This is a genomic window from Mycobacterium sp. IDUB_36 (assembly GCF_055419225.1).
The window spans coordinates 1461917-1480293 of the sequence record NZ_JBVAXH010000001.1; the positions used below are offsets into that span (position 1 = coordinate 1461917).

25 protein-coding genes and 3 tRNA genes are annotated in these 18377 nt (G+C 65.3%); 8 read left to right on the forward strand and 20 right to left on the reverse strand.

Annotated elements, in window-relative coordinates:
* Window positions 1-69: 69 nt before the first annotated feature.
* The 11 genes from rplA to ACZYW1_RS07210 form a co-directional block, all read right to left on the reverse strand.
* On the reverse strand, window positions 70-777 hold the full coding sequence (gene rplA, locus ACZYW1_RS07160; protein ID WP_463784434.1) for a 50S ribosomal protein L1: 708 nt from the start codon (window positions 775-777) through the stop codon (window positions 70-72).
* A gap of 88 nt (window positions 778-865) precedes the next feature.
* Window positions 866-1294 (reverse strand): 50S ribosomal protein L11, encoded by a 429-nt coding sequence (rplK, locus tag ACZYW1_RS07165; RefSeq protein WP_463784435.1) that lies wholly within the window; start codon window positions 1292-1294, stop codon window positions 866-868.
* 66 nt (window positions 1295-1360) lie between these two features.
* On the reverse strand, window positions 1361-2077 hold the full coding sequence (gene nusG, locus ACZYW1_RS07170; protein ID WP_463787728.1) for a transcription termination/antitermination protein NusG: 717 nt from the start codon (window positions 2075-2077) through the stop codon (window positions 1361-1363).
* A 146-nt stretch (window positions 2078-2223) separates the two neighbouring features.
* The gene (gene secE / locus ACZYW1_RS07175; RefSeq protein WP_463784437.1) at window positions 2224-2640 is read right to left on the reverse strand and encodes a preprotein translocase subunit SecE; all 417 of its coding nucleotides are present in this window, start codon (window positions 2638-2640) and stop codon (window positions 2224-2226) included.
* Between the two features lie 111 nt (window positions 2641-2751).
* Window positions 2752-2824, reverse strand: a tRNA-Trp gene (locus ACZYW1_RS07180).
* A gap of 135 nt (window positions 2825-2959) precedes the next feature.
* A complete protein-coding gene (gene hadC, locus ACZYW1_RS07185; RefSeq protein WP_463784438.1) occupies window positions 2960-3460 on the reverse strand; it encodes a (3R)-hydroxyacyl-ACP dehydratase subunit HadC in 501 nt (166 codons plus the stop codon).
* A gap of 2 nt (window positions 3461-3462) precedes the next feature.
* Window positions 3463-3891, reverse strand: coding sequence for a (3R)-hydroxyacyl-ACP dehydratase subunit HadB (hadB, locus tag ACZYW1_RS07190; RefSeq protein WP_463784440.1), 429 nt, complete (start codon window positions 3889-3891; stop codon window positions 3463-3465).
* Window positions 3878-4357 carry a (3R)-hydroxyacyl-ACP dehydratase subunit HadA gene (hadA, locus tag ACZYW1_RS07195; RefSeq protein ID WP_463784442.1) on the reverse strand — a complete coding sequence of 160 codons (480 nt, stop codon included), beginning with the start codon at window positions 4355-4357 and terminating at the stop codon, window positions 3878-3880. The genes hadB and hadA overlap by 14 nt, the downstream gene beginning before the upstream one ends.
* 49 nt (window positions 4358-4406) lie before the next feature.
* Window positions 4407-4574 (reverse strand): 50S ribosomal protein L33, encoded by a 168-nt coding sequence (gene rpmG / locus ACZYW1_RS07200; RefSeq protein ID WP_003898538.1) that lies wholly within the window; start codon window positions 4572-4574, stop codon window positions 4407-4409.
* A gap of 37 nt (window positions 4575-4611) precedes the next feature.
* Window positions 4612-4685 (reverse strand) — tRNA-Met (locus ACZYW1_RS07205).
* Between the two features lie 37 nt (window positions 4686-4722).
* Window positions 4723-4795: transfer RNA gene (locus tag ACZYW1_RS07210), tRNA-Thr, on the reverse strand.
* A gap of 116 nt (window positions 4796-4911) precedes the next feature.
* Here ACZYW1_RS07210 and ACZYW1_RS07215 point away from each other — a divergent pair.
* The 3 genes from ACZYW1_RS07215 to ACZYW1_RS07225 all read left to right on the forward strand — a co-directional run bounded on the left by ACZYW1_RS07215 (window position 4912) and on the right by ACZYW1_RS07225 (window position 7262).
* Window positions 4912-5628, forward strand: coding sequence for an MBL fold metallo-hydrolase (locus ACZYW1_RS07215; protein ID WP_463784446.1), 717 nt, complete (start codon window positions 4912-4914; stop codon window positions 5626-5628).
* A 64-nt stretch (window positions 5629-5692) separates the two neighbouring features.
* Window positions 5693-6541 (forward strand): hypothetical protein, encoded by an 849-nt coding sequence (locus ACZYW1_RS07220; RefSeq protein WP_463784447.1) that lies wholly within the window; start codon window positions 5693-5695, stop codon window positions 6539-6541.
* Between the two features lie 25 nt (window positions 6542-6566).
* Window positions 6567-7262, forward strand: coding sequence for a crotonase/enoyl-CoA hydratase family protein (locus tag ACZYW1_RS07225; protein WP_463784449.1), 696 nt, complete (start codon window positions 6567-6569; stop codon window positions 7260-7262).
* A gap of 16 nt (window positions 7263-7278) precedes the next feature.
* Here ACZYW1_RS07225 and ACZYW1_RS07230 read toward each other — a convergent pair whose 3' ends face one another.
* The 5 genes from ACZYW1_RS07230 to ACZYW1_RS07250 all read right to left on the reverse strand — a co-directional run bounded on the left by ACZYW1_RS07230 (window position 7279) and on the right by ACZYW1_RS07250 (window position 11544).
* Window positions 7279-8289 carry a patatin-like phospholipase family protein gene (locus tag ACZYW1_RS07230; RefSeq protein WP_463784450.1) on the reverse strand — a complete coding sequence of 337 codons (1011 nt, stop codon included), beginning with the start codon at window positions 8287-8289 and terminating at the stop codon, window positions 7279-7281.
* Entirely contained in the window at window positions 8286-9632 is a 1347-nt protein-coding gene (locus ACZYW1_RS07235; RefSeq protein WP_463784452.1) for a DUF2254 domain-containing protein, read from the reverse strand. Before ACZYW1_RS07235 ends, ACZYW1_RS07230 begins: the two co-directional genes overlap by 4 nt.
* A 52-nt stretch (window positions 9633-9684) precedes the next feature.
* Complete coding sequence (gene cynS, locus ACZYW1_RS07240; protein WP_463784457.1) at window positions 9685-10140, reverse strand: cyanase; 456 nt, start codon at window positions 10138-10140, stop codon at window positions 9685-9687.
* A gap of 134 nt (window positions 10141-10274) precedes the next feature.
* Window positions 10275-10835, reverse strand: a complete 561-nt coding sequence (locus tag ACZYW1_RS07245; RefSeq protein WP_463784460.1) for a hypothetical protein — start codon at window positions 10833-10835, stop codon at window positions 10275-10277.
* A gap of 256 nt (window positions 10836-11091) precedes the next feature.
* Window positions 11092-11544, reverse strand: coding sequence for a universal stress protein (locus ACZYW1_RS07250; protein ID WP_463784463.1), 453 nt, complete (start codon window positions 11542-11544; stop codon window positions 11092-11094).
* Between the two features lie 89 nt (window positions 11545-11633).
* Here ACZYW1_RS07250 and ACZYW1_RS07255 point away from each other — a divergent pair, with 89 nt between their 5' ends.
* The 3 genes from ACZYW1_RS07255 to ACZYW1_RS07265 all read left to right on the forward strand — a co-directional run bounded on the left by ACZYW1_RS07255 (window position 11634) and on the right by ACZYW1_RS07265 (window position 14772).
* Entirely contained in the window at window positions 11634-12077 is a 444-nt protein-coding gene (locus tag ACZYW1_RS07255) for an SRPBCC family protein (RefSeq protein WP_463784466.1), read from the forward strand.
* A complete protein-coding gene (locus ACZYW1_RS07260) occupies window positions 12070-13797 on the forward strand; it encodes a sulfatase-like hydrolase/transferase (RefSeq protein ID WP_463784469.1) in 1728 nt (575 codons plus the stop codon). Before ACZYW1_RS07255 ends, ACZYW1_RS07260 begins: the two co-directional genes overlap by 8 nt.
* Window positions 13798-13881: 84 nt before the next feature.
* Window positions 13882-14772, forward strand: a complete 891-nt coding sequence (locus ACZYW1_RS07265; protein WP_463784472.1) for an SCO6745 family protein — start codon at window positions 13882-13884, stop codon at window positions 14770-14772.
* Here the strand turns inward: ACZYW1_RS07265 and ACZYW1_RS07270 are convergent.
* Window positions 14769-15137 (reverse strand): VOC family protein, encoded by a 369-nt coding sequence (locus ACZYW1_RS07270; protein ID WP_463784473.1) that lies wholly within the window; start codon window positions 15135-15137, stop codon window positions 14769-14771. The genes ACZYW1_RS07265 and ACZYW1_RS07270 overlap by 4 nt on opposite strands.
* 9 nt (window positions 15138-15146) lie before the next feature.
* Window positions 15147-15500: a VOC family protein gene (locus ACZYW1_RS07275; RefSeq protein ID WP_463784475.1), complete on the reverse strand. Its 354-nt coding sequence runs from the start codon at window positions 15498-15500 to the stop codon at window positions 15147-15149.
* 85 nt (window positions 15501-15585) lie between these two features.
* Here ACZYW1_RS07275 and ACZYW1_RS07280 point away from each other — a divergent pair, with 85 nt between their 5' ends.
* Entirely contained in the window at window positions 15586-16176 is a 591-nt protein-coding gene (locus ACZYW1_RS07280) for a DUF998 domain-containing protein (RefSeq protein ID WP_463787729.1), read from the forward strand.
* Here the strand turns inward: ACZYW1_RS07280 and ACZYW1_RS07285 are convergent.
* The gene (locus tag ACZYW1_RS07285) at window positions 16130-16498 is read right to left on the reverse strand and encodes a SpoIIAA family protein (protein ID WP_463784480.1); all 369 of its coding nucleotides are present in this window, start codon (window positions 16496-16498) and stop codon (window positions 16130-16132) included. The genes ACZYW1_RS07280 and ACZYW1_RS07285 overlap by 47 nt on opposite strands.
* 57 nt (window positions 16499-16555) lie before the next feature.
* Here ACZYW1_RS07285 and ACZYW1_RS07290 point away from each other — a divergent pair, with 57 nt between their 5' ends.
* Entirely contained in the window at window positions 16556-17389 is an 834-nt protein-coding gene (locus ACZYW1_RS07290) for an NYN domain-containing protein (RefSeq protein ID WP_463784482.1), read from the forward strand.
* Here ACZYW1_RS07290 and ACZYW1_RS07295 read toward each other — a convergent pair.
* Complete coding sequence (locus ACZYW1_RS07295; protein ID WP_463784484.1) at window positions 17386-18345, reverse strand: DUF1444 domain-containing protein; 960 nt, start codon at window positions 18343-18345, stop codon at window positions 17386-17388. The genes ACZYW1_RS07290 and ACZYW1_RS07295 overlap by 4 nt on opposite strands.
* Between the last annotated feature and the right edge of the window lie 32 nt (window positions 18346-18377).

Consider the following 18377-nt stretch of genomic DNA (forward strand, 5'->3'; position numbering starts at 1 on the left):
GTGAGGATTCTAAGAGACGGTGGTTCTGTTCGTCGTCATCGACTGATCAGCAGCCAACGGCGTCTGCGCTCAGGCCTCGGTGAAGTTGCGGGTGACGGCCGGGTCGACCGGGATGCCCGGGCCGGTGGTCGTCGACACCGTGATCTTCTTCAGGTAGCGGCCTTTCGACGACGACGGCTTGTGCCGCAGCACCTCGTCGATCGCGGCGCCGTAGTTCTCCACCAGCTGCGTGGAGTCGAAGGAGGCCTTGCCGATCACGAAGTGCAGGTTGGCCTGCTTGTCGATCCGGAAGTTGATCTTGCCGCCCTTGATGTCGTTCACCGCTTTGGTGACGTCCGGGGTGACGGTTCCGGTCTTGGGGTTCGGCATCAGGCCGCGCGGGCCCAGGATGCGGGCGATCCGGCCGACCTTGGCCATCTGGTCGGGCGTCGCGATGGCCGCGTCGAAGTCGAGGAAGCCGCCCTGGATCTTCTCGATCAGGTCGTCGCTGCCGACCACGTCGGCGCCGGCCGCCGTTGCCTCCTCGGCCTTTTCGCCGACGGCGAAGACCGCCACACGCGCCGTCTTACCGGTGCCGTGCGGCAGGTTGACCGTGCCGCGGACCATCTGGTCGGCCTTGCGCGGGTCCACGCCGAGCCGGATCGCAACCTCCACGGTCGCGTCCTGCTTGGCCGACGACGTCTCCTTGGCCAACTTGGTGGCCTGCAGGGGGGTGTAGAGGTTGTCGCGGTCGACCTTCTCGAGGGCCGCGCGGTATGCCTTGCTGGTCTTGCTCATTCGTTCGTCCAATCGGGTGTTGGGTTGTGGTTCGCGGGCCGAAGCTGGCCCTCCCACTCATTTCATTGTCGGCGCAGCGCGCCGGGAACTACTTGACCGTGATGCCCATCGATCGGGCGGTGCCGGCGATGATCTTGGCGGCCGCGTCGATGTCGTTGGCGTTGAGGTCTTCCTTCTTGGTCTCGGCGATCTCGCGGACCTGATCCCAGGTGACCGTCGCGACCTTCTCCTTGTGCGGTTCGGGCGAGCCCTTGGCCACCTTGGCGGCCTTGAGCAGCAGGCGGGCGGCCGGCGGCGTCTTCAGCGCAAAGGTGAAGCTGCGGTCCTCGTAGACGGTGATCTCCACCGGGACGACGTTGCCGCGCTGGCTGTCCGTCGCGGCGTTGTACGACTTGCAGAACTCCATGATGTTGACGCCGTGCTGGCCGAGCGCCGGACCGACCGGCGGAGCCGGGTTGGCCTCGCCCGCCTTGATCTGCAGCTTGATCAGCCCGACGACCTTCTTCTTCGGGGCCATGAGTTTGGTGTTCCTTCCTATGTGCCGGACTCCTCAGCGGGACCGCCCGCTTCGTCGTCCGACGTCCTAAATCTTGGAGACCTGGGTGAAGCCCAGCTCGACAGGTGTTTCGCGGCCGAAGATGGACACCAGCACCTTGAGTTTCTGTTGTTCGGCATTGACCTCGTTGATCGTTGCCGGCAGCGTGGCGAACGGTCCGTCCATGACGGTGACCGACTCGCCGACCTCGTAGTCGACCTCGACCACGGGACGTTCCAGACCGCCATCGGCGACCGCGGTCGCGGTGCTCGAGGCGCCCTTGACGGGCTTCTTGGCGGCGCCCTGCGGCAGCAGGAACTTCACCACGTCGTTGAGCGTGAGCGCCGACGGCTTGGAGGTTGCGCCGACGAACCCGGTGACGCCCGGGGTGTTGCGCACCGCGCTCCAGGATTCGTCGGTGAGATCCATCCGCACCAGGATGTAACCCGGCAGCACCTTGCGGTTGACCTGCTTGCGCTGGCCGTTCTTGATCTCGGTGACCTCTTCGGTGGGCACCTCGACCTGGAAGATGTAGTCGCCGACGTCCAGGTTCTGCACGCGGGTCTCGAGGTTGGCTTTCACCTTGTTCTCGTAACCGGCGTAGGAGTGGATGACGTACCAGTCGCCGGGCTTGGAACGAAGCTCGGCCTTCAACTTGACGGCCGGGTCGACGTCTTCGTCGTCTTCGGCCGGCTCCTCGGGTGCGGCAGTCGCTTCGGGGGCCTCGTCGGCCGTCAACTCGGGCGCCTCGCCCACCTCCGACACCGCTTCGGCCGTCGATTGGTCCAACGACTCGGCGGTCCTGCTCGCGATCGTGGTCGTCGGATCCGCGGCAGCGATGCGCGCGTCGGACACTTCAGAGGGCGTCTGGCCCTCGAACGAAGTCACTTGTTCTGTCCTCTCATCACGTCTCAGCCGAACACCAGTAGCACGAGCTTGGCCAAGCCCAGGTCCACCAGGCCGATCAACGTCACCATGAACACCAGGAACGCCAGCACCACCGAGGTGTAGGAGCCCATCTGCTTGCGGTTGGGCCAGATGACCTTGCGCAGCTCCGCAACGACCTGCTTGAGGTAGGTGAGGACGAAGACGAGTGGGTTGCTTGACGGTTCGCCGGCCTTCTTGGCCTTCTTCGGCTTCTTGGCTTTCTTGCCGGAGTCGCTGTCGGTGAGCTCGACGGCGCCCGACGCCGCTGCGCCGTCGTCCGACCTCAGCCGGGACCGCTTACCGGTGGGACGCTGCGGCGCCACCACGGCCGTGCCGCCGCCCTGCGAGGTGTCGGTTTCGCCGTCGGCTGCGGCGTCGGCATCGACGTGTTCGTCGCTCACCGCATGCTCCTTCGTTCACTCGTGTGCATGGTGATCACCTTCCAGTGTCCACCTTTACAGGTCTGCTTCCGTTACGGGCCGTACCGGCCCGCATCGTCACCAGACGCATTGCAGGGGCGACAGGACTTGAACCTGCAACCTGCGGTTTTGGAGACCGCTGCTCTGCCAGTTGAGCTACGCCCCTTCGCCGGTTGGCAGGCCAACCTGCGCGGGTGGGGCCTACCGCGACGCGCGCTTCGCCCACCTGAAGGGAAAAAGACGCTGGTACTGGGAAAACCCCGAGATAAGAGTGTACAGCGGAGCAGGTCTCAGGTACTAATCACGCCGTCCTGACGACCTGGCCGCTCTCCTTGTCCCATTTGAGCCCGATCGAGTTGTCTCCCTCGTGGCCCATCATCGTGGTGAAGGACTCCATGACGAGTTCGCCGTGCTGATTGGTCAACGTGTTTCGGGTGACGACGATGTCGGCACCGAATCGCTCCACGACGGATTCAATTTCCATCCGGGCACGCAACTCGTCACCGGCCAGAATCGGCTTGTGAAACACGAACCGCTGGTCGACCTGGACCATCTGCAGGGTTTCGTAGCCGGTGTCGACCTTTCGCATGAAGTCCGCCTGGACCAGCTTGCCGAGGATGGTGACGAACGTCGGCGGCGCGACCACGTCGTCGTAACCGAGCTCGACCGCGGCCGCCGGATCGAAGGTCGCCGCGTCGTCGGCCTTGACCGAGCGAGCGAACAACCGGACCATCTCCCGGCCGACGACAAAGCTGTCCGGGTAGTCCCAGACCATCCCGCGGATGTCGGTGTTGATCGCCATGGTTACGCCAGCTTTGCCGACGCGATCGCCCGACCGAAGATCTTCTTACCGTCGGTGGTCGCGGTGAGCGCGATGGTGACCGACTTGTTGTCGGGGTCGACGGACTTGACCCGCCCGGTGAACACGATCTCGGCGCCCTTGCCGTCATTCGGCACCGGCACCACCGCGGTGAAGCGCACATTGTATTCGGTGACTGCGCCGGGGTCGCCGACCCACGAGGTGACGAATCCGCCGCCGAGACCCATGGTCAGCATGCCGTGGGCGATCGCCGTGTCGAGTCCCACGACCTTGGCGATTTCGTCGTCCCAGTGGATGGGGTTCAGGTCGCCGGAGACACCCGCATAGTTCACCAAATCTTGGCGGGTCAGCGGGTAGACCTTCTCGGGTAGCTGATCACCGACCTTCACCGAATCGAACTCACGCAGTGGCATCTGTGAAACCCTCTTCTCCATCTTCGCCTGCCCGACCCGCCAAGGTCGTGAAGGCTTCTTGAATAAGCTCGCCCGCGTCGTTGGTGATGGTTTGCTTCGTCATGATGATGTCGGTGCCGTGGGCTCGACGTACCGACTCGATCTCTACATCACAGAACAGGCGATCCCCGGCCTTGATCGGGGCGAAGAATGTCAGCGCCTGGTCTACCTGGACGATCTGTGCATCGTGCGTGGCAATATTCGCCCACTCGAAGAAGGCTGCCACCGCTTTGTAGCCGAACACCGAGATGAAGGTCAGCGGTGCCGCCAACCCGTCGTAGCCTAGTTCAGCGGCTGCGCGTTCCTCGTAGAACAGCGCATCGTCGTTCTTGACGGCGGCCGCGTACTCGCGGATCTTCTCCCGTTCGACGACGTAGCAATCGGGGTAGCGAAATCGCTTCCCGATGGCGTTCTGGCCCAGCGACATGGCTCTTAAATATACCTAGTCCGTCTGTGTAGATAGCTGACGGGAGGTGTCAGCGTGTCTCGCGGTGCGCCTGGTGCTTCCCGCAGTTGGGGCAGAACTTCTTCAGCTCCAACCGGTCGGGGTCATTGCGGCGGTTCTTTTTGGTGATGTAGTTGCGGTGTTTGCACACCTCGCAGGCCAAGGTGATCTTGGGCCGTACGTCAGTACTGGAGGCCACGTGAGTTCTTCTTTCCGGTTTCTTCGTTGTTCTCTTGTAGCGATGGCCGGACTTGAACCGGCGACCTAACGATTATGAGTCGTTCGCTCTAACCAGCTGAGCTACACCGCCCCGCCTGCCGCGCCGCTTGCCTGCCCGGCGCCCGCCGAGCCCCCTAACGGAATCGAACCGTTGACCTTTTCCTTACCATGGAAACGCTCTACCGACTGAGCTAAGGGGGCGCACCCGATAGCGACCGGTGGGTCATGGTCGGGCCTAAAAGAGGGTACAGCCTGGTCCGCGAGGGCACCAAACGGTGAGGTTTACCCCCTGTCGCGAACCCCTTTAGGCTGTCTGGGTGCCCGATACCGACCAGCTGTACTTCCGCCAACTGCTCTCCGGCCGCGACTTCGCCCAGGGTGACGGAATCGCCGAGCAGATGCGCAACTTCGCCTATCTGATCGGCGACCGACACACCGGAGACTGCGTCGTCGTCGACCCCGCCTACGCCGCCGGCGACCTGGTCAACACGCTGGAGGCCGACGGCATGCACCTGTCCGGTGTGCTGGTCACCCATCACCACCCCGACCATGTCGGCGGCTCGATGATGGGTTTCGAGCTGAAGGGACTGTCCGAACTACTCGAACGGGTCAGTGTTCCGGTCCACGTGAATTCGCATGAGGCGTCCTATGTTTCGCGCATCACCGGAATTCCGTTGAGCGATCTCACCTCTCACGAACACGGCGACAAGGTGAGCGTCGGCGATATCGACATCGAACTGCTGCATACGCCGGGCCACACGCCGGGCAGCCAATGTTTCCTGCTCGACGGCCGGTTGATCGCCGGTGACACGCTTTTTCTGGAGGGTTGCGGTCGCACCGATTTTCCCGGCGGAGATTCCGACGAGATATTCCGCAGCTTGCGAAAACTTGCACAGCTATCGGGTGATCCGACAGTATTTCCCGGACACTGGTATTCAGCGGAGCCAAGTGCCTCGTTGTCTGAGGTCAAGCGTTCGAATTACGTTTACCGAGTGACCGATCTCGAACAGTGGCGAACGCTGATGGGCGGATAGCTGTGATGCACGCCGGCTCGCCGGCGAATATCACGCGGCCAAGCGCGTGATTTAGGCGAAAGCGATGGGTTCCTCGATGGACTGGCTCCGCGATCGATGGCACGACGTGGAGGCGGCTGGGTCCGCTACCTGGCTGGCCTGGGCCGTCTGGGCGTTGCTGGCGCTGGGCGTCGTCGCGCTTCTCTTCGCCAATGCCGCCATCCGCCGGAACCGTCGCCAGCTCGCCGAGACGAACCGTCCGCACGTCAGCATGTTCATGGAGCCGCACGCTGCCGACTGGCACGTGATCGAGCTGGTGGTCCGCAACTTCGGTAAGACCTCGGCTCACGACGTCTCCTTCACCTTCCCCCACCCGCCGACCGTCGCCGAATACGAAAACGCCAACGACGGTTACGCCGACGTGGTCGAGCTGCAACTCCCCCGTCAGCTGCCGACGCTGGCGCCCGGTCAGGAATGGCGCACGGTGTGGGATTCCGCGCTCGACCGCACCGAGCTGGGCGAGGGCATCGAGTCACGCTTTCCGGGGACGGTCACCTATTACGACCGGGCCGAGCTCCCTCGCGGCTGGAAGTTCTGGCAGCGCCGCCGTCGGCCGCTGGAGACCAAGGTGGTGCTCGACTGGGCGTCGCTGCCGCCCGTGCAGCGCATCGAGCTGATGACCACCCACGATCTGGCCAAGCGGGAGAAGCAGAAGCTCGAGCTGCTGCGCAGCCTGCTGACCTACTTCCACTACGCCGCCAAAGAGACCCGGGCGGACGTCTTCCGCACCGAGATCGAACGGATCAACCGCGCGGTGGACGAGACCAAGGACCGCTGGCGCACCCGGCAGATCGAAGCGCCGCCGACCGACGTCAGCCTGCGGTGGGGCAGCGCCGAGGACGAACTCGGCAAGCACCGCGGCGAACGCGTCTAGCTGCCCGTCTGATTCAATCGCTGCTATGAGCGGTCCAGTCACTTATCGTCTCGACGATTCCATCGCGTTCATCACCATGGACGACGGCAAAGTCAACGTGCTCGGCCCGGCCATGCAGCAGGCGTTGCAGGACGCGATCGACCAGGCGGACCGCGACAACGCCGGCGCACTGGTGATCGCCGGTAACGACCGCGTTTTCAGCGGCGGATTCGACCTCAAGGTGTTCAATTCCGGTGACGTGCAGGCCTCCGTCGAGATGCTCAAGGGCGGGTTCGAGCTGTCGCACCGGCTGCTGTCCTACCCCAAACCGGTGGTGATGGCCTGCACCGGTCACGCCATTGCGATGGGCGCTTTCCTGTTGGCCAGTGGCGATCACCGAATTGCGGCCCCCGGGTACAACATTCAGGCCAACGAGGTCACGATCGGCATGACTATTCCCTATGCGGCGCTGGAAGTGATGAAGCTACGCTTGACGCGGGCAGCGTTCCAGCAGTCGGCGGGTTTGGCGAAGACGTTCTTCGGCGAAACCGCGGTGGCCTCCGGCTGGGTCGACGAGATCGTGTTGCCCGACATGGTGCTCAGCCGGGCCGAGGAAGCCGCGCGCGACTTCGCCACGTTGAAGCAGCACGCTCACGCATCGACGAAGTTGCGTACCCGGGCCGACGCGCTGACTGCGATTCGAGCCGGAATCGACAACATGGCAGACGAATTCACCAGCTGAACCACCCGCTCTGCGATCAGGCGACGGGCCGCCGGAACCGCTCGAGGTATTCGTCCCAGTTCCAGGTTTCCAGGAATTCATCGGCGGCCTCGTGACCGCTTCGGTACAGCTCCTGCATCTGCTTGGGGCCGATACCGAAGTCGAGGAAACCGACTTTCGAGGAGTCGACACGCATCGCCCGCGAGTCGACCCACGGTTGATTCAGGTAGGCCTGGTCGCGACCGACGATCATCGTGGTGATCAGCGCCTCGATCAGCGGCGGACCGCCGAAAAGCCAATTCACCGGCCCCAGCGCGGGAATCACCTTGTCGTTGCCCTGCGGGAGGTTGGGCAGCAGCGTCACCCCGAAAGTCGGCCAGCGGGGCAGCTTTCCGTCGCGCCGGTCGAACGAGTCGATCGGGAAGTTCGACAACATACCTCCGTCGACCAGGGTCGAAGTCAGACCCGCGGCGCTGGTCAACTTGACCGTCTTGAAGAAGAACGGGATCGACATCGACGCGCGCACCGCGTCGGCGACCAGTTGCTCGTCGGGGTCCAGGCCGTAGAGCCGGCGGTAATCCCAGGGCAGGCGGACCAGCTGGCCCGTCGTGACGTCGGCGGCGGTGACCACCAACCGGTAGCGCTGCTCCGACGGGACGCTGGTGTTCTTGAACGCCAGGTCACCGAAGGTACGCACGCCGAGGTTGGCCAGTTCGGACTTTATCCAGTCGTGCGCGTAATCGCCTTTGTAGATACCGGTTTCGCTCAACACACCCCAGGCCGGGCCGAGCAACGGGATACCGGTGATCCGGGTGGGATCGAGGAATTTCTTGTACGGCAGCGTCATGGTGAGCTGCTCGACCTGCTCGGGGGTCAGTTGGTCGGCACCGGCTGCGAGGATCGCACCGACGATCGAGCCGGCCGAGGTGCCGGAGACCCGTTGGATGGCGTAGCCGGCCTCCATCAGCGCGACGGCGGCACCGGCCAGTCCGATACCTTTGACGCCGCCACCGGATAGGACGAGGTCTGCCTTCAGGTCGTCGGTCATCCACCCACGGTAACGGCTGGGGTGACCAGCTTCATGACCGCCTCGTACCGCCGGGTCACGGCGTCACGATCGGTCGGATCGGCAACCGTCGCGACATTGGAACGCTGGATCGCCTCGGCTTGCCGGATCAACGGGGTGCGACGTTTGCGATCCGGAACCTGTTCGATGACCTTGGCGATCGCGTCGAGTTGGCGAATCATGATGGCGGGCATACCGACTGCAGCCTGGCGGATCGTGTCGAAGGCGCGCTCGACCAACCTGTCGAAATCGGGTTGGAACGCGATGACGCGAATCAAGCCGTCGGCATCGCGGCGTACGCGCTGCGGATGCCACATCGGCGCGATCCGACACAGGCAGTCTGCGATCCAGTCGACACAGGTCATTCCGGTGAAGGTGTCATTGACCGCGGGCGACAACGCCCGTAGTGCGATCTCGACCAGTTGGTCGAAGCCGAACGAAACATCCTGCGGAAGCGTGCGATACGCGCCCGCAACGTGACCCAGTGCCAGATTCTCGGCCACCGAGCCGGCCGCCTCCGGTGGCCACACTCTGGCGATCACCTGCCCGGCTACCATGAAATGTCCTGGGCGATAGGGCAACTGGACGACAGCGTCGGCTTTCGCTGCGATCTTGACCAGCACGTCATGACGGATCACCTGGAGGTAGCCGCTACGCGGAGTGCGGATCGGAGACCCCTGCCCGACCAGGCGTTGAAGCAGTTCGTCGTGGGTCGGGCCGCGCGCGACACCGGCGGGGCACGCGTCGGCACTTTCCATCGCGGTGACTTCGTTGACCAGTGTGGTGGCGATGTTCGCAATGACTACCGGTAGCTGAATCATCGTGGCGACGTGGTTGAGAAAGTAGATCAGCACGGCCACATCGAGCAGCGTGAGGATCAGCGTCGTCGTGATCGACAGGTGCGGGACGAAGTCGCCGTGCGGTCCGCCGCCGACCGAGACCAGCGCGATCATCGCGTAGCAAAAGCTCGCCACGAAGGTTCCGAGAGCCAGTTGAGTTCCGGGGTCGCGGACGAAATTGCGCAACATCCGCGGTCCGAACTGAGTCGAGGCCAGCGTCAACGCCACTATCGTGATCGAGAAGACGATGCCCACCACGGTGATGATGGCCGCCGCCACCGTCGCCAGTAGTACCCGTGCTACGTCCGCGCTGCCGCTGATCACCCACGACGGCAGTGTGATCCGCCCGTTGTAGGCGAAGCGGTCAACGCTGTACGTGACTCCGAACAGCACGACCACCGCGACCGTCTGGACGAACGGAACCACCCACAGATTGGTTCGCAGCGCCTCGCGCCGCCAATCGGCCTCGAAGTACGGACCGCGCATCTGGAGAATCTAGGCGCGCTGCGCGCGCGGCGCCCGTGTCTTGACGGATTATTTACGGCTCAGCCGAAACCCAGTCGTAGGGAAGGAATTTGCCGTCGAATGTCACCACGACACGATCACCGGACGGGTGCGGCTTCTTCTGCATGTCGATACTGAAGTTGATCGCGCTCATGATGCCGTCGCCGAAGTTCTCGTGGATGAGTTCCTTGAGCGCCGGCCCGTACACCTGCAGGGCTTCGTAGAAGCGGTAGATGGTCGGATCGGTCGGCACGGCGGTGGGCAGGCCACCGCGGTACGGGACCGCGGCCAGGATCGGGATGGCGGATTCGTCGAGGCCGAGTGTGTCGACCAGCACCGCGCCGAGTTCGGCGGGAATCGGGTGCTGGCCGAGGAGGGCGGCGGTGGTCCAGACGACCGGCCGGTCGATGGCGTCAGCCAGTTGCTGCCAGGTCAAGCCCTTGGCCAGGCGGGCGACGACGATCTGTTCGGTGATCTCGTTGCGGGTCATGGACACCAGCATGGACCATGCGGTAGCGCCGCGTCGCGGCCCCCGCGCATGGCACGGTGGAAGCGATGTCGACTCACGGTCAAACACGCTGCGGCAGAACCCCGTTCAGCGAGGTTCCGCCGCAGCGATGCATGTCAGGCTGCGGACAGGGAGGGCAGCGCCTTCGAGCGGGTGCGGGCGGCAAGCTTGCTACCGAACCCGCTGAGGATCTCTCCGGGGCGCTGTTGCTCACCCTGCTGCGCGCCGAGGACGACCACAGCTCCGGTCAGCACCGGCAGCACCCACTGCAGGTACCGCAGCTGGCGCTGCGCATTGGCGACATCGTCAGGGGTTTCCGACGACGGTTCGGTTGCGCCGTGCGCGGCGTGGCCGTCACCCTGTGCGGTCTTGGCGCCGAGCGCGCCGCTGTAGGCGGTGGCGCCCAGGGCGGCACCGGTGGCGATGAGCTTGGTGACGGTGTTGGCCGTGACACCGGACTGGTGCTTGGCGCGGCGACGGTTCGCGTAAAGGATCGCGCCCCCACCGACCAGGTGCGCTGCGATCGCAGCGGCGTTGACCGGGCTCCACTTCGCCCAACCGACCGACGCGACGCGCGCGCGATCCTTCGGCTCGCGGACTGCGGCAGCGGCGCCGTTGACGCCGACAGCACCCATCAGTGCGCCACCGAACCACGCGGCCGCGCCGAGGTCGTGCATAGACCTGACAACAGTATTTCTATTCGACATGGAAAAACCTTCCTAGAAATGAGCAGAATTGAACCCGGGCACAGTGCGGGTTGCTAAACGCTGATTCCAACGCAACATGATTTGGCGTTGTTCGGGTGGGATACACGCCCACCGGCGATCCGAAACCTGTTAGCGGTAGATACTTCCTACGAGCTTCTTGTCGCTAGCTCGTCGACACTGACAGCAGCCGCGAAAGAGTGGGCCGCGCAATCTAAATCGGCGTGGGTCAGCCGCTGGTGTAGGCGATCAGGACGTCGATCTTGGCCCGATTGGCAACCGCGCCGGGAATCGAGAACACCCGCCCGATGATCGCGGCGCCGGTGTCGAGGCCGACATTGCCGACCACCAACAGGTCGGCATGCTCCTTCTCGGCGAGGTCTACCAGCGCGCGAACCGGACTCCCCTCGACCGGACGGTCCTCGATCTTGGTCGCCCCCGCTGCCTTGGCCCGATCGTGAGCGTCGTGCAGCGTCGCGTACACCGGTGCGATTCCGGTGACCTTGTACGCCTCGGAGCCCAGAGCGTCCGCCGCGCGGGTGTCGTCCTTCTCGTGGAGGTACCCGGTCGCGATGATCAGCCTTGCGTCGGAGTCCGCGGCGATCGCGCCGGCACGATCGACCGCGCGAAGTGACGATTCGGAGCCGTCGGTACCGACCAGCACAGTGTTGTAGGTCGTCATACGCAGACGTTAACGCCCCTGTCAACGGCAGCCTGCTGTTTCCGGAGAATGCGTCCGTGAACCGGCCCGCCGCCACGTACCGTGAGGCGGTGGCCGCCATAGACCGCAGCCGGACCATCTCAGCTGAACCGCGAGCCGTCTGGGACGTGCTTGCCGACTTCGGGTCGATCAGCGGCTGGGCCGACAACATCGACCACTCCTGCATCCTCGTTCAGGGCCGCCAGCCGCTCGGCACCACCCGGCGCGTACAGATCGGCCGTGACGCCCTGGTGGAGACGATCGTCGAGTTCGACCTCGGCAGGACCATCGCCTACGACGTCGACGGCCTGCCCCGGCGGGTGCGCCGGTTCAACAACCGCTGGAGCCTCCGACCATCCGGTGACGGCACCGTCGTCACGCTGACCAGCACCGTCGAAATCGGTTCTGGCCCACTACACAAACTTGCCGAGCGGGCGGTCTGCCTCGTTCAGACCCGACAGTCCGACGTCATGCTGACCGGTCTCGCGCGGCGATGGGAGCAGCCTCATGACTAGTCGCCCCGACGTGATAATCCTGATGACCGACGAGGAACGCGCTGTTCCGCCCTACGAGTCGCCCGAGGTGCTGGCCTGGCGCGAGCGAACCCTGCACGGCCGCAAGTGGTTCGACGACCACGGCGTCAGCTTCGCCCGGCACTACACCGGTTCACTGGCGTGCGCGCCCAGCCGGCCGACGATCTTCACCGGGCACTACCCCGATCTGCATGGCGTCACACAGACCGACGGACTCGGCAAGATGCCGGACGATTCCCGGATGCGCTGGTTGCGCCCCGGCGAAGTACCCACGATGGGCAACTGGTTCCGTGCCGCAGGGTACGACACCCATTACGACGGCAAGTGGCACATCTCGCATGCCGATCTGCACGGCCCCGACGGAACCGTGGTCCAGACCAACGACGCGAGCGGGTTCGTCGATCACGATGCAGTGCAGCGCTATCTCGACGCGGATCCGCTTGGGCCGTTTGGGTTTTCGGGATGGGTGGGCCCGGAGCCGCACGGCGCGCTGCCCGGCAATGCGGGCGTACGGCGCGACCCGCTGGTCGCCGATCGCGTCGTGACGTGGTTGATCGACCGCTACACCCGACGCCGCGCCGGCGACACCGCCGCACTACGCCCGTTCCTGCTGGTGGCCAGCTTCGTGAATCCGCACGACATCGTGCTGTTCCCGGGCTGGCTGCGGCGCAGCCCGATCACCCCGTCGCCACTGGATCCGCCGCGGGTCCCCGCGCCTCCCACCGCCGAAGAGGACCTGTCCACCAAGCCGGCCGCGCAGATCGCGTTCCGGGAGGCCTACGCCACCGGCTACGGCCCCGCGCCGCTGATCGAGCGGGCGTACCGCGCCAACGCGCAGCGCTACCGCGACCTGTACTACCGCCTGCACGCGGAGGTCGACGGCCCGATCGACCGGGTGCGCCGCGCGGTCACCGAAGGCGGCTCGGACGACGCGGTGCTGGTACGCACCTCGGATCACGGCGATCTGCTTGGGGCGCACGGCGGTCTGCATCAGAAGTGGTTCAACCTGTACGACGAGGCGACCCGGGTGCCGTTCGTGATCGCGCGGATCGGTCCGCAGGCCACCGCGCCGCGCAAGGTGACGTCGCCGACCTCGCATGTCGATCTGCTGCCCACGCTGCTGGCCGCCGCCGGAGTCGACGTCGAACTGGCGGCCAACGACCTGGCCGACTCGTTCTCCGAGGTGCACCCACTGCCGGGCCAGAACCTGATGCCGGTGGTCGACGGCGGACCGGCCGACGACGACCGGGCCGTCTACATCATGACCCGGGACAACATTCTCGAAGGCGACACCGGAGCCTCCGCGGTGGCACGCCGGCTGCGACGGACCACCAATCCCCCTGCCCCGATCCGTATTCGGGTGCCCGCACACGTCGGGTCCAACTTCGAAGGTCTGGTGGTGCGTGTCGACGACCGGCTGTGGAAGCTGGTGCGCACGTTCGACGATCCGGCGACCTGGACCGAGCCGGGAGTGCGGCACCTCGCGGCCAACGGGCTTGGCGGCGAGGCGTATCGGATGAGTCCGCTCGACGACCAGTGGGAACTCTACGACCTCACCGACGATCCGATCGAGACCCGCAACCGGTGGACCGATCCGGAGCTGCATGATTTGCGCCAAAAGCTCCGGGCGCAGCTGAAACAGGCGCGGTTCAGCTCGATCCCGGAACGAAACCGGCCGTGGCCGTACGCCTCTCGCGGTTGAGACGTCGAGAAGCCACCCCGACGTAGGACCACGGCGAGCAGCGGACGTTGTCGGCGACTTCGACAACACCTAGGCTCGATTTTCATGCACAGAGAACCACAACTTGCGCGGCGCTTCCTGGACCGGTTCGAGCCCATCCACGGCGTGACCTACTTCGCGCCGGAGGTGCGCGAGGCGTTGGACGGACTGGGCTACAAGGGCTACTGGATGGGCTACTTCGCTGCCCGCTCGGCTCCGCTGGGCACGGTGCCGCCCGAGGTGGTGACGGCGATCTTCTACAACTTCGCCCCGTCCCGGGTGGCCAAGGCGCTGCCGGCCGCATGGGACATCGCCGGTCCGGGTGAGGCGTTACGCGTCCGGCTGGACACCGCGGTCGGGGTGTTGCGCCGTTACGGCCTCGACGCCGACGAAAACATCTCTACCGCAGCGGAACTGCTCGGCAAGGTGGCCCGCGAGGCGCCGCTGGGCGGGCGACCGCTGTTCGCCGCAAACCGCGCCCTCCCCTGGCCCGACGAGCCGCTGGCCGCACTGTGGCACGCGACGACGCTGCTGCGCGAGCATCGCGGTGACACCCATATCGCGGTGCTGAGCGCCGCAGGTGTCACCGGCCGGGAATGCAATGTCCTGCATTCCGCGTCGGGCGCGATACCCCGCGACTACATCGCCCGGACCAGGGATTACGACGACGATGAGTGGCAGGCCCGCGAACAGCAGCTGGCGGCGAAGGGCCTGCTCAACGCCGACGGCTCCTTGACCACCGCCGGGCAGGAACTGAAAGACCGCATCGAATCGCAGACCGACGAACTTTCAGCGACGGTGCTCGACGTGCTGAGCGACGACGAGGTAGAGACGTTGTTCCAAGCGCTGACGCCGATCACCCGGATCGTGGTCGAGGCCGGCGACGTGCCCGCGATGACGCCGATGGCGTTGCGCCGTAACGAGTTAGACGACGACGGCGCGCATCTCGGCGGTTAGCCCTCGAGGAACTCGATCCGATTGCCCGACCCGTCGCGGGAATGAAACCTGCGACGGCCCGGGATCTCCGCCTCGTCGGCCCAGTCGACCCGGTAGCCGGATTCGGTGAGGCGGGCAGCAGTCGATGCAATGTCCGCCAACACGAATGCCGGGTGCGCTTTGAGGGCCGGCCGGAAGTCTTCCTCGACGCCGACGTGGATCTCACCGTCGGGACCGCCGACTCCGGGGACCTTGAACCAACAGCCACCGCGGCGCTTCAACAGCGGCGGCTTTTCCAGTTCGTCCCAGCCCAGCGCGTCGGCGTAGAAGGCGCGTTGCGCCGCTTCGCCGCCCACCGGGCAGGCGACCTGCACGTGATGGATCACGCGGTGAGTTTATCGACCCAGGGGTTTGTAGAACACGATGCCGTTGCCCTTGTTGTCAAAGACCACGGCCCGTCGCTCGTGGGCGTCGTCGTACGGGCCGCGCACGATTCCGCCACCGTTGGCCTCGATGGCCTTGGCTGCGGCGTCGACATCGTCGGTCTTGATGCCGACGACGACCTGGCCCGGGATGGGATGGTCCACCTCGGTGGCCAGGGCCAGGGTGACCGGCCCGCCGTCGAGCGCGGCGAAGTGCGCGCCGTCGCGGAACTTCAGCGCCATGCCGAGGGTGTCGCTGTAGAACTTGATCGACTGGTCGAGGTCGTCGGTCGACAGGATGATGAGTTTGACCTGGTAGTTACTCATAGGGGCACCTCTTTTCTTGGGCGTACGGCCACGGTAACGGCCGCGGCAGGTGTCTGAGGGCCGATTCCGATAGCGTTCATCGGTGATGGCACATTCGAGTCGCGCCGCGGTGGTATGGCTCTGTGCTGCGACGACGTATCTGGTGCTGGAAGCTGTTGCGGCGGCGGCATTCCGGCCGTTTTACAGCTACGCGGACAACCTGATCAGCGACTTGGGCGTCCCGTCGCAGTCGTCTGTTGCATGGGTGATGAATACGGCGTTCTGCGTTCAGGGCGCACTGTTTCTAGCGGGCGCCATCCTGGCCGGCGGGGCGCGATCGCTGGTAGCTCTGGCCGCCGCGAACGCGCTCGGCAACGTGGTCATCGCGTTCTTTGACAGCGGATCGGCCACACATGCCATCGGCGCGGTGCTTGCGATCGTGGGTGGAAACGCGGCAGTCCTTGCGGGATCGTCGCTCATCGGCGGATGGCACCGCCGGGTGTCGATCGGCCTCGGTGTCGTCGGTCTGCTCAGCTTCGCGGTGTTCGTCTACGGACTGAGGCACTCCGGCGTCGGGCCGCTCGGGGTCTGGGAGCGCGGCAGCGTCTACTCGATCACCGTGTGGCAATTGCTCACGGCCGCGGCGTTATTCAGCCGGCGGCCCACCGCTTGGCCGCATCGAGCTCGTCGAGCGTGAAGACCGCGAGCTCGCCGGGGATCATCCACGCCAACGCATGCAGGGTGTTGCCCACCCACGCCTTGTCCGACACCACCGCGATCCGCTTGAAGTGCGCGTGATGCGGCCAGACGGTACCCAGGCCCAGCTTCAAGTCCTCGAACAACCCGCCCGGACCGAAGCCCTCGTAGTCGTCCCCGATCACTTCGACGATCCTGATCTCGTCGGTCTTGAGCATCTCCTCGATGGCGGGCTTCACCTCGCGCAGCTCGTCGCCGCTTAGGCGGCCGGACACCCGCACACCGGTCACCCCCGTGGGCATATCCGGCAGTAGCTCGATCATGACACCCACTATGCGCAAATCAGGCTCGTCGGGCCAGCGATGGTCAAGACTGGACCGATGACAGATGCCGACGCGGACCGGGTTGCGGTGTACCTCGACTTCGACAACATCGTGATCTCGCGTTATGACCAGGTCAACGGCCGCAGCTCGTTCCAGAAGGACAAGGCCAAAGGGCTGAAGGAGGATCGGCTGCAGCGGGGCACCGTCGATGTCGGCGCCATCATCGACTTCGCCTCGTCGTTCGGCACACTGGTGCTGACCCGGGCGTACGCGGACTGGTCGTCGGAGGTGAACAACGGCTACCGCGAGCAATTGGTCGGGCGGGCAGTCGATTTGGTGCAGCTGTTTCCCGCCGCGGCGTACGGCAAGAACGGCGCCGACATCCGCCTGGCGGTCGACGCGGTCGAGGACATGTTCCGCCTGCCGGACCTGACCCACGTGGTGATCGTGGCGGGCGACTCCGACTACATCGCGCTGGCGCAGCGCTGCAAGCGCCTCGGCCGCTACGTGGTGGGTGTCGGGGTTGCCGGTTCGTCGAGCAAGGCGTTGGCCGCGGCATGCGACGACTTCGTCATCTACGACGCACTGCCCGGAGTTCCGGTGCCCGAGCCCAAGGCGAACCGCACCAAGGCCGACGACGACGAACCGCCGACCGGGCCCGATCCGCAGGCGGCCACCGCGCTGCTCACCCGCGCGCTGCGCATCGGCACCGAGAAGGACGATGTCGACTGGCTGCACAACTCCGCGGTCAAGTCGCAGATGAAGCGGATGGATCCGTCGTTCAGTGAAAAGTCGCTCGGTTTCAAGTCTTTCAGTGATTTCCTGCGGTCCCGCTCCGACGTGGTGGAGCTCGACGAGAGTTCGACGACGCGGATGGTGCGGCTGCGTTAGCCGGTCGGCAGAGTGATCGCGTGGGCGCGCAGCGCCGAGATCACCGACGGCTCAGGCCAATCCGTCACGCGATAGCGAGGTGGGAAGTAGCCCGGTGTCGGCTGGAGGCCGACCAGGTCGACCACGATGGAGAACGGGACGGCGAAATGGCCGTCGTCGTTGATGAAGAACAGGTAGTCGACTTCGGGCAGTTCGTAGAGGACCCCTTCACCCCACACCGCCGCCGAGCGCATGCCGTGGCCGGTGTCGACGATGTCCGTCGCGGCGACATAGGCCTCGATCATCTGCTCGTCGTACAGCTCTTTCAGGAAATCGGCCTGCTCCCCGTACTGCCGAACCGCCACACAGGTACGGGCCTGTATTGCCCTGCGCCGCAACGGGTGCGGTCCGGAGTCGAAGAACGATGTGAGGTTGCGGTCGGGCCCGACCGTGAACGCCTCCGGTGAGACGCCGCGATCGGATTCGCAGTACATCTGCTCTGCGGTGTCGAAGAGCTGCGCGTCTGCGTCGTTGCCCAGGATCAGCGTGTCTTCGGTCGGCACGAACGCCATCGGTCGCGGGCCTCCGGGCCGGGCCAATGCGGCCAACCAGCCCGGCGTCAGAATGGCCGAGGTGATGTAGCTGCTCTGATCGGCATCGACGAGCACCCCTTCGGTGCCGACTTCGACGCTGCCGGGCGGGTGTAGACGGGCGATGTTTTCCCGGCCCGCGACGAACAGATCGGTACCGCTGACACCCCACTGGTCGGTGATGTCCATGGTGGCGATCAGGCGCATGTCGGGCAGGTCGATGGCGACGAGTTCGTGCAGGAACGCAGTCAGCGGGATCCGCCACGCCAGCGGGTCGCCCGGTTTGGCGAGGCTGCCGAAGGTGGCCGGCCGCAGGATCGACCGCAGCAGTGGCCGCACCTCGGCCCAGTTCTGTGGCACGCCGGGCGGCAGCCCACCGATATCCATGCCCGCCAGCCTAAGTGCGGCGCGGCGGCCCG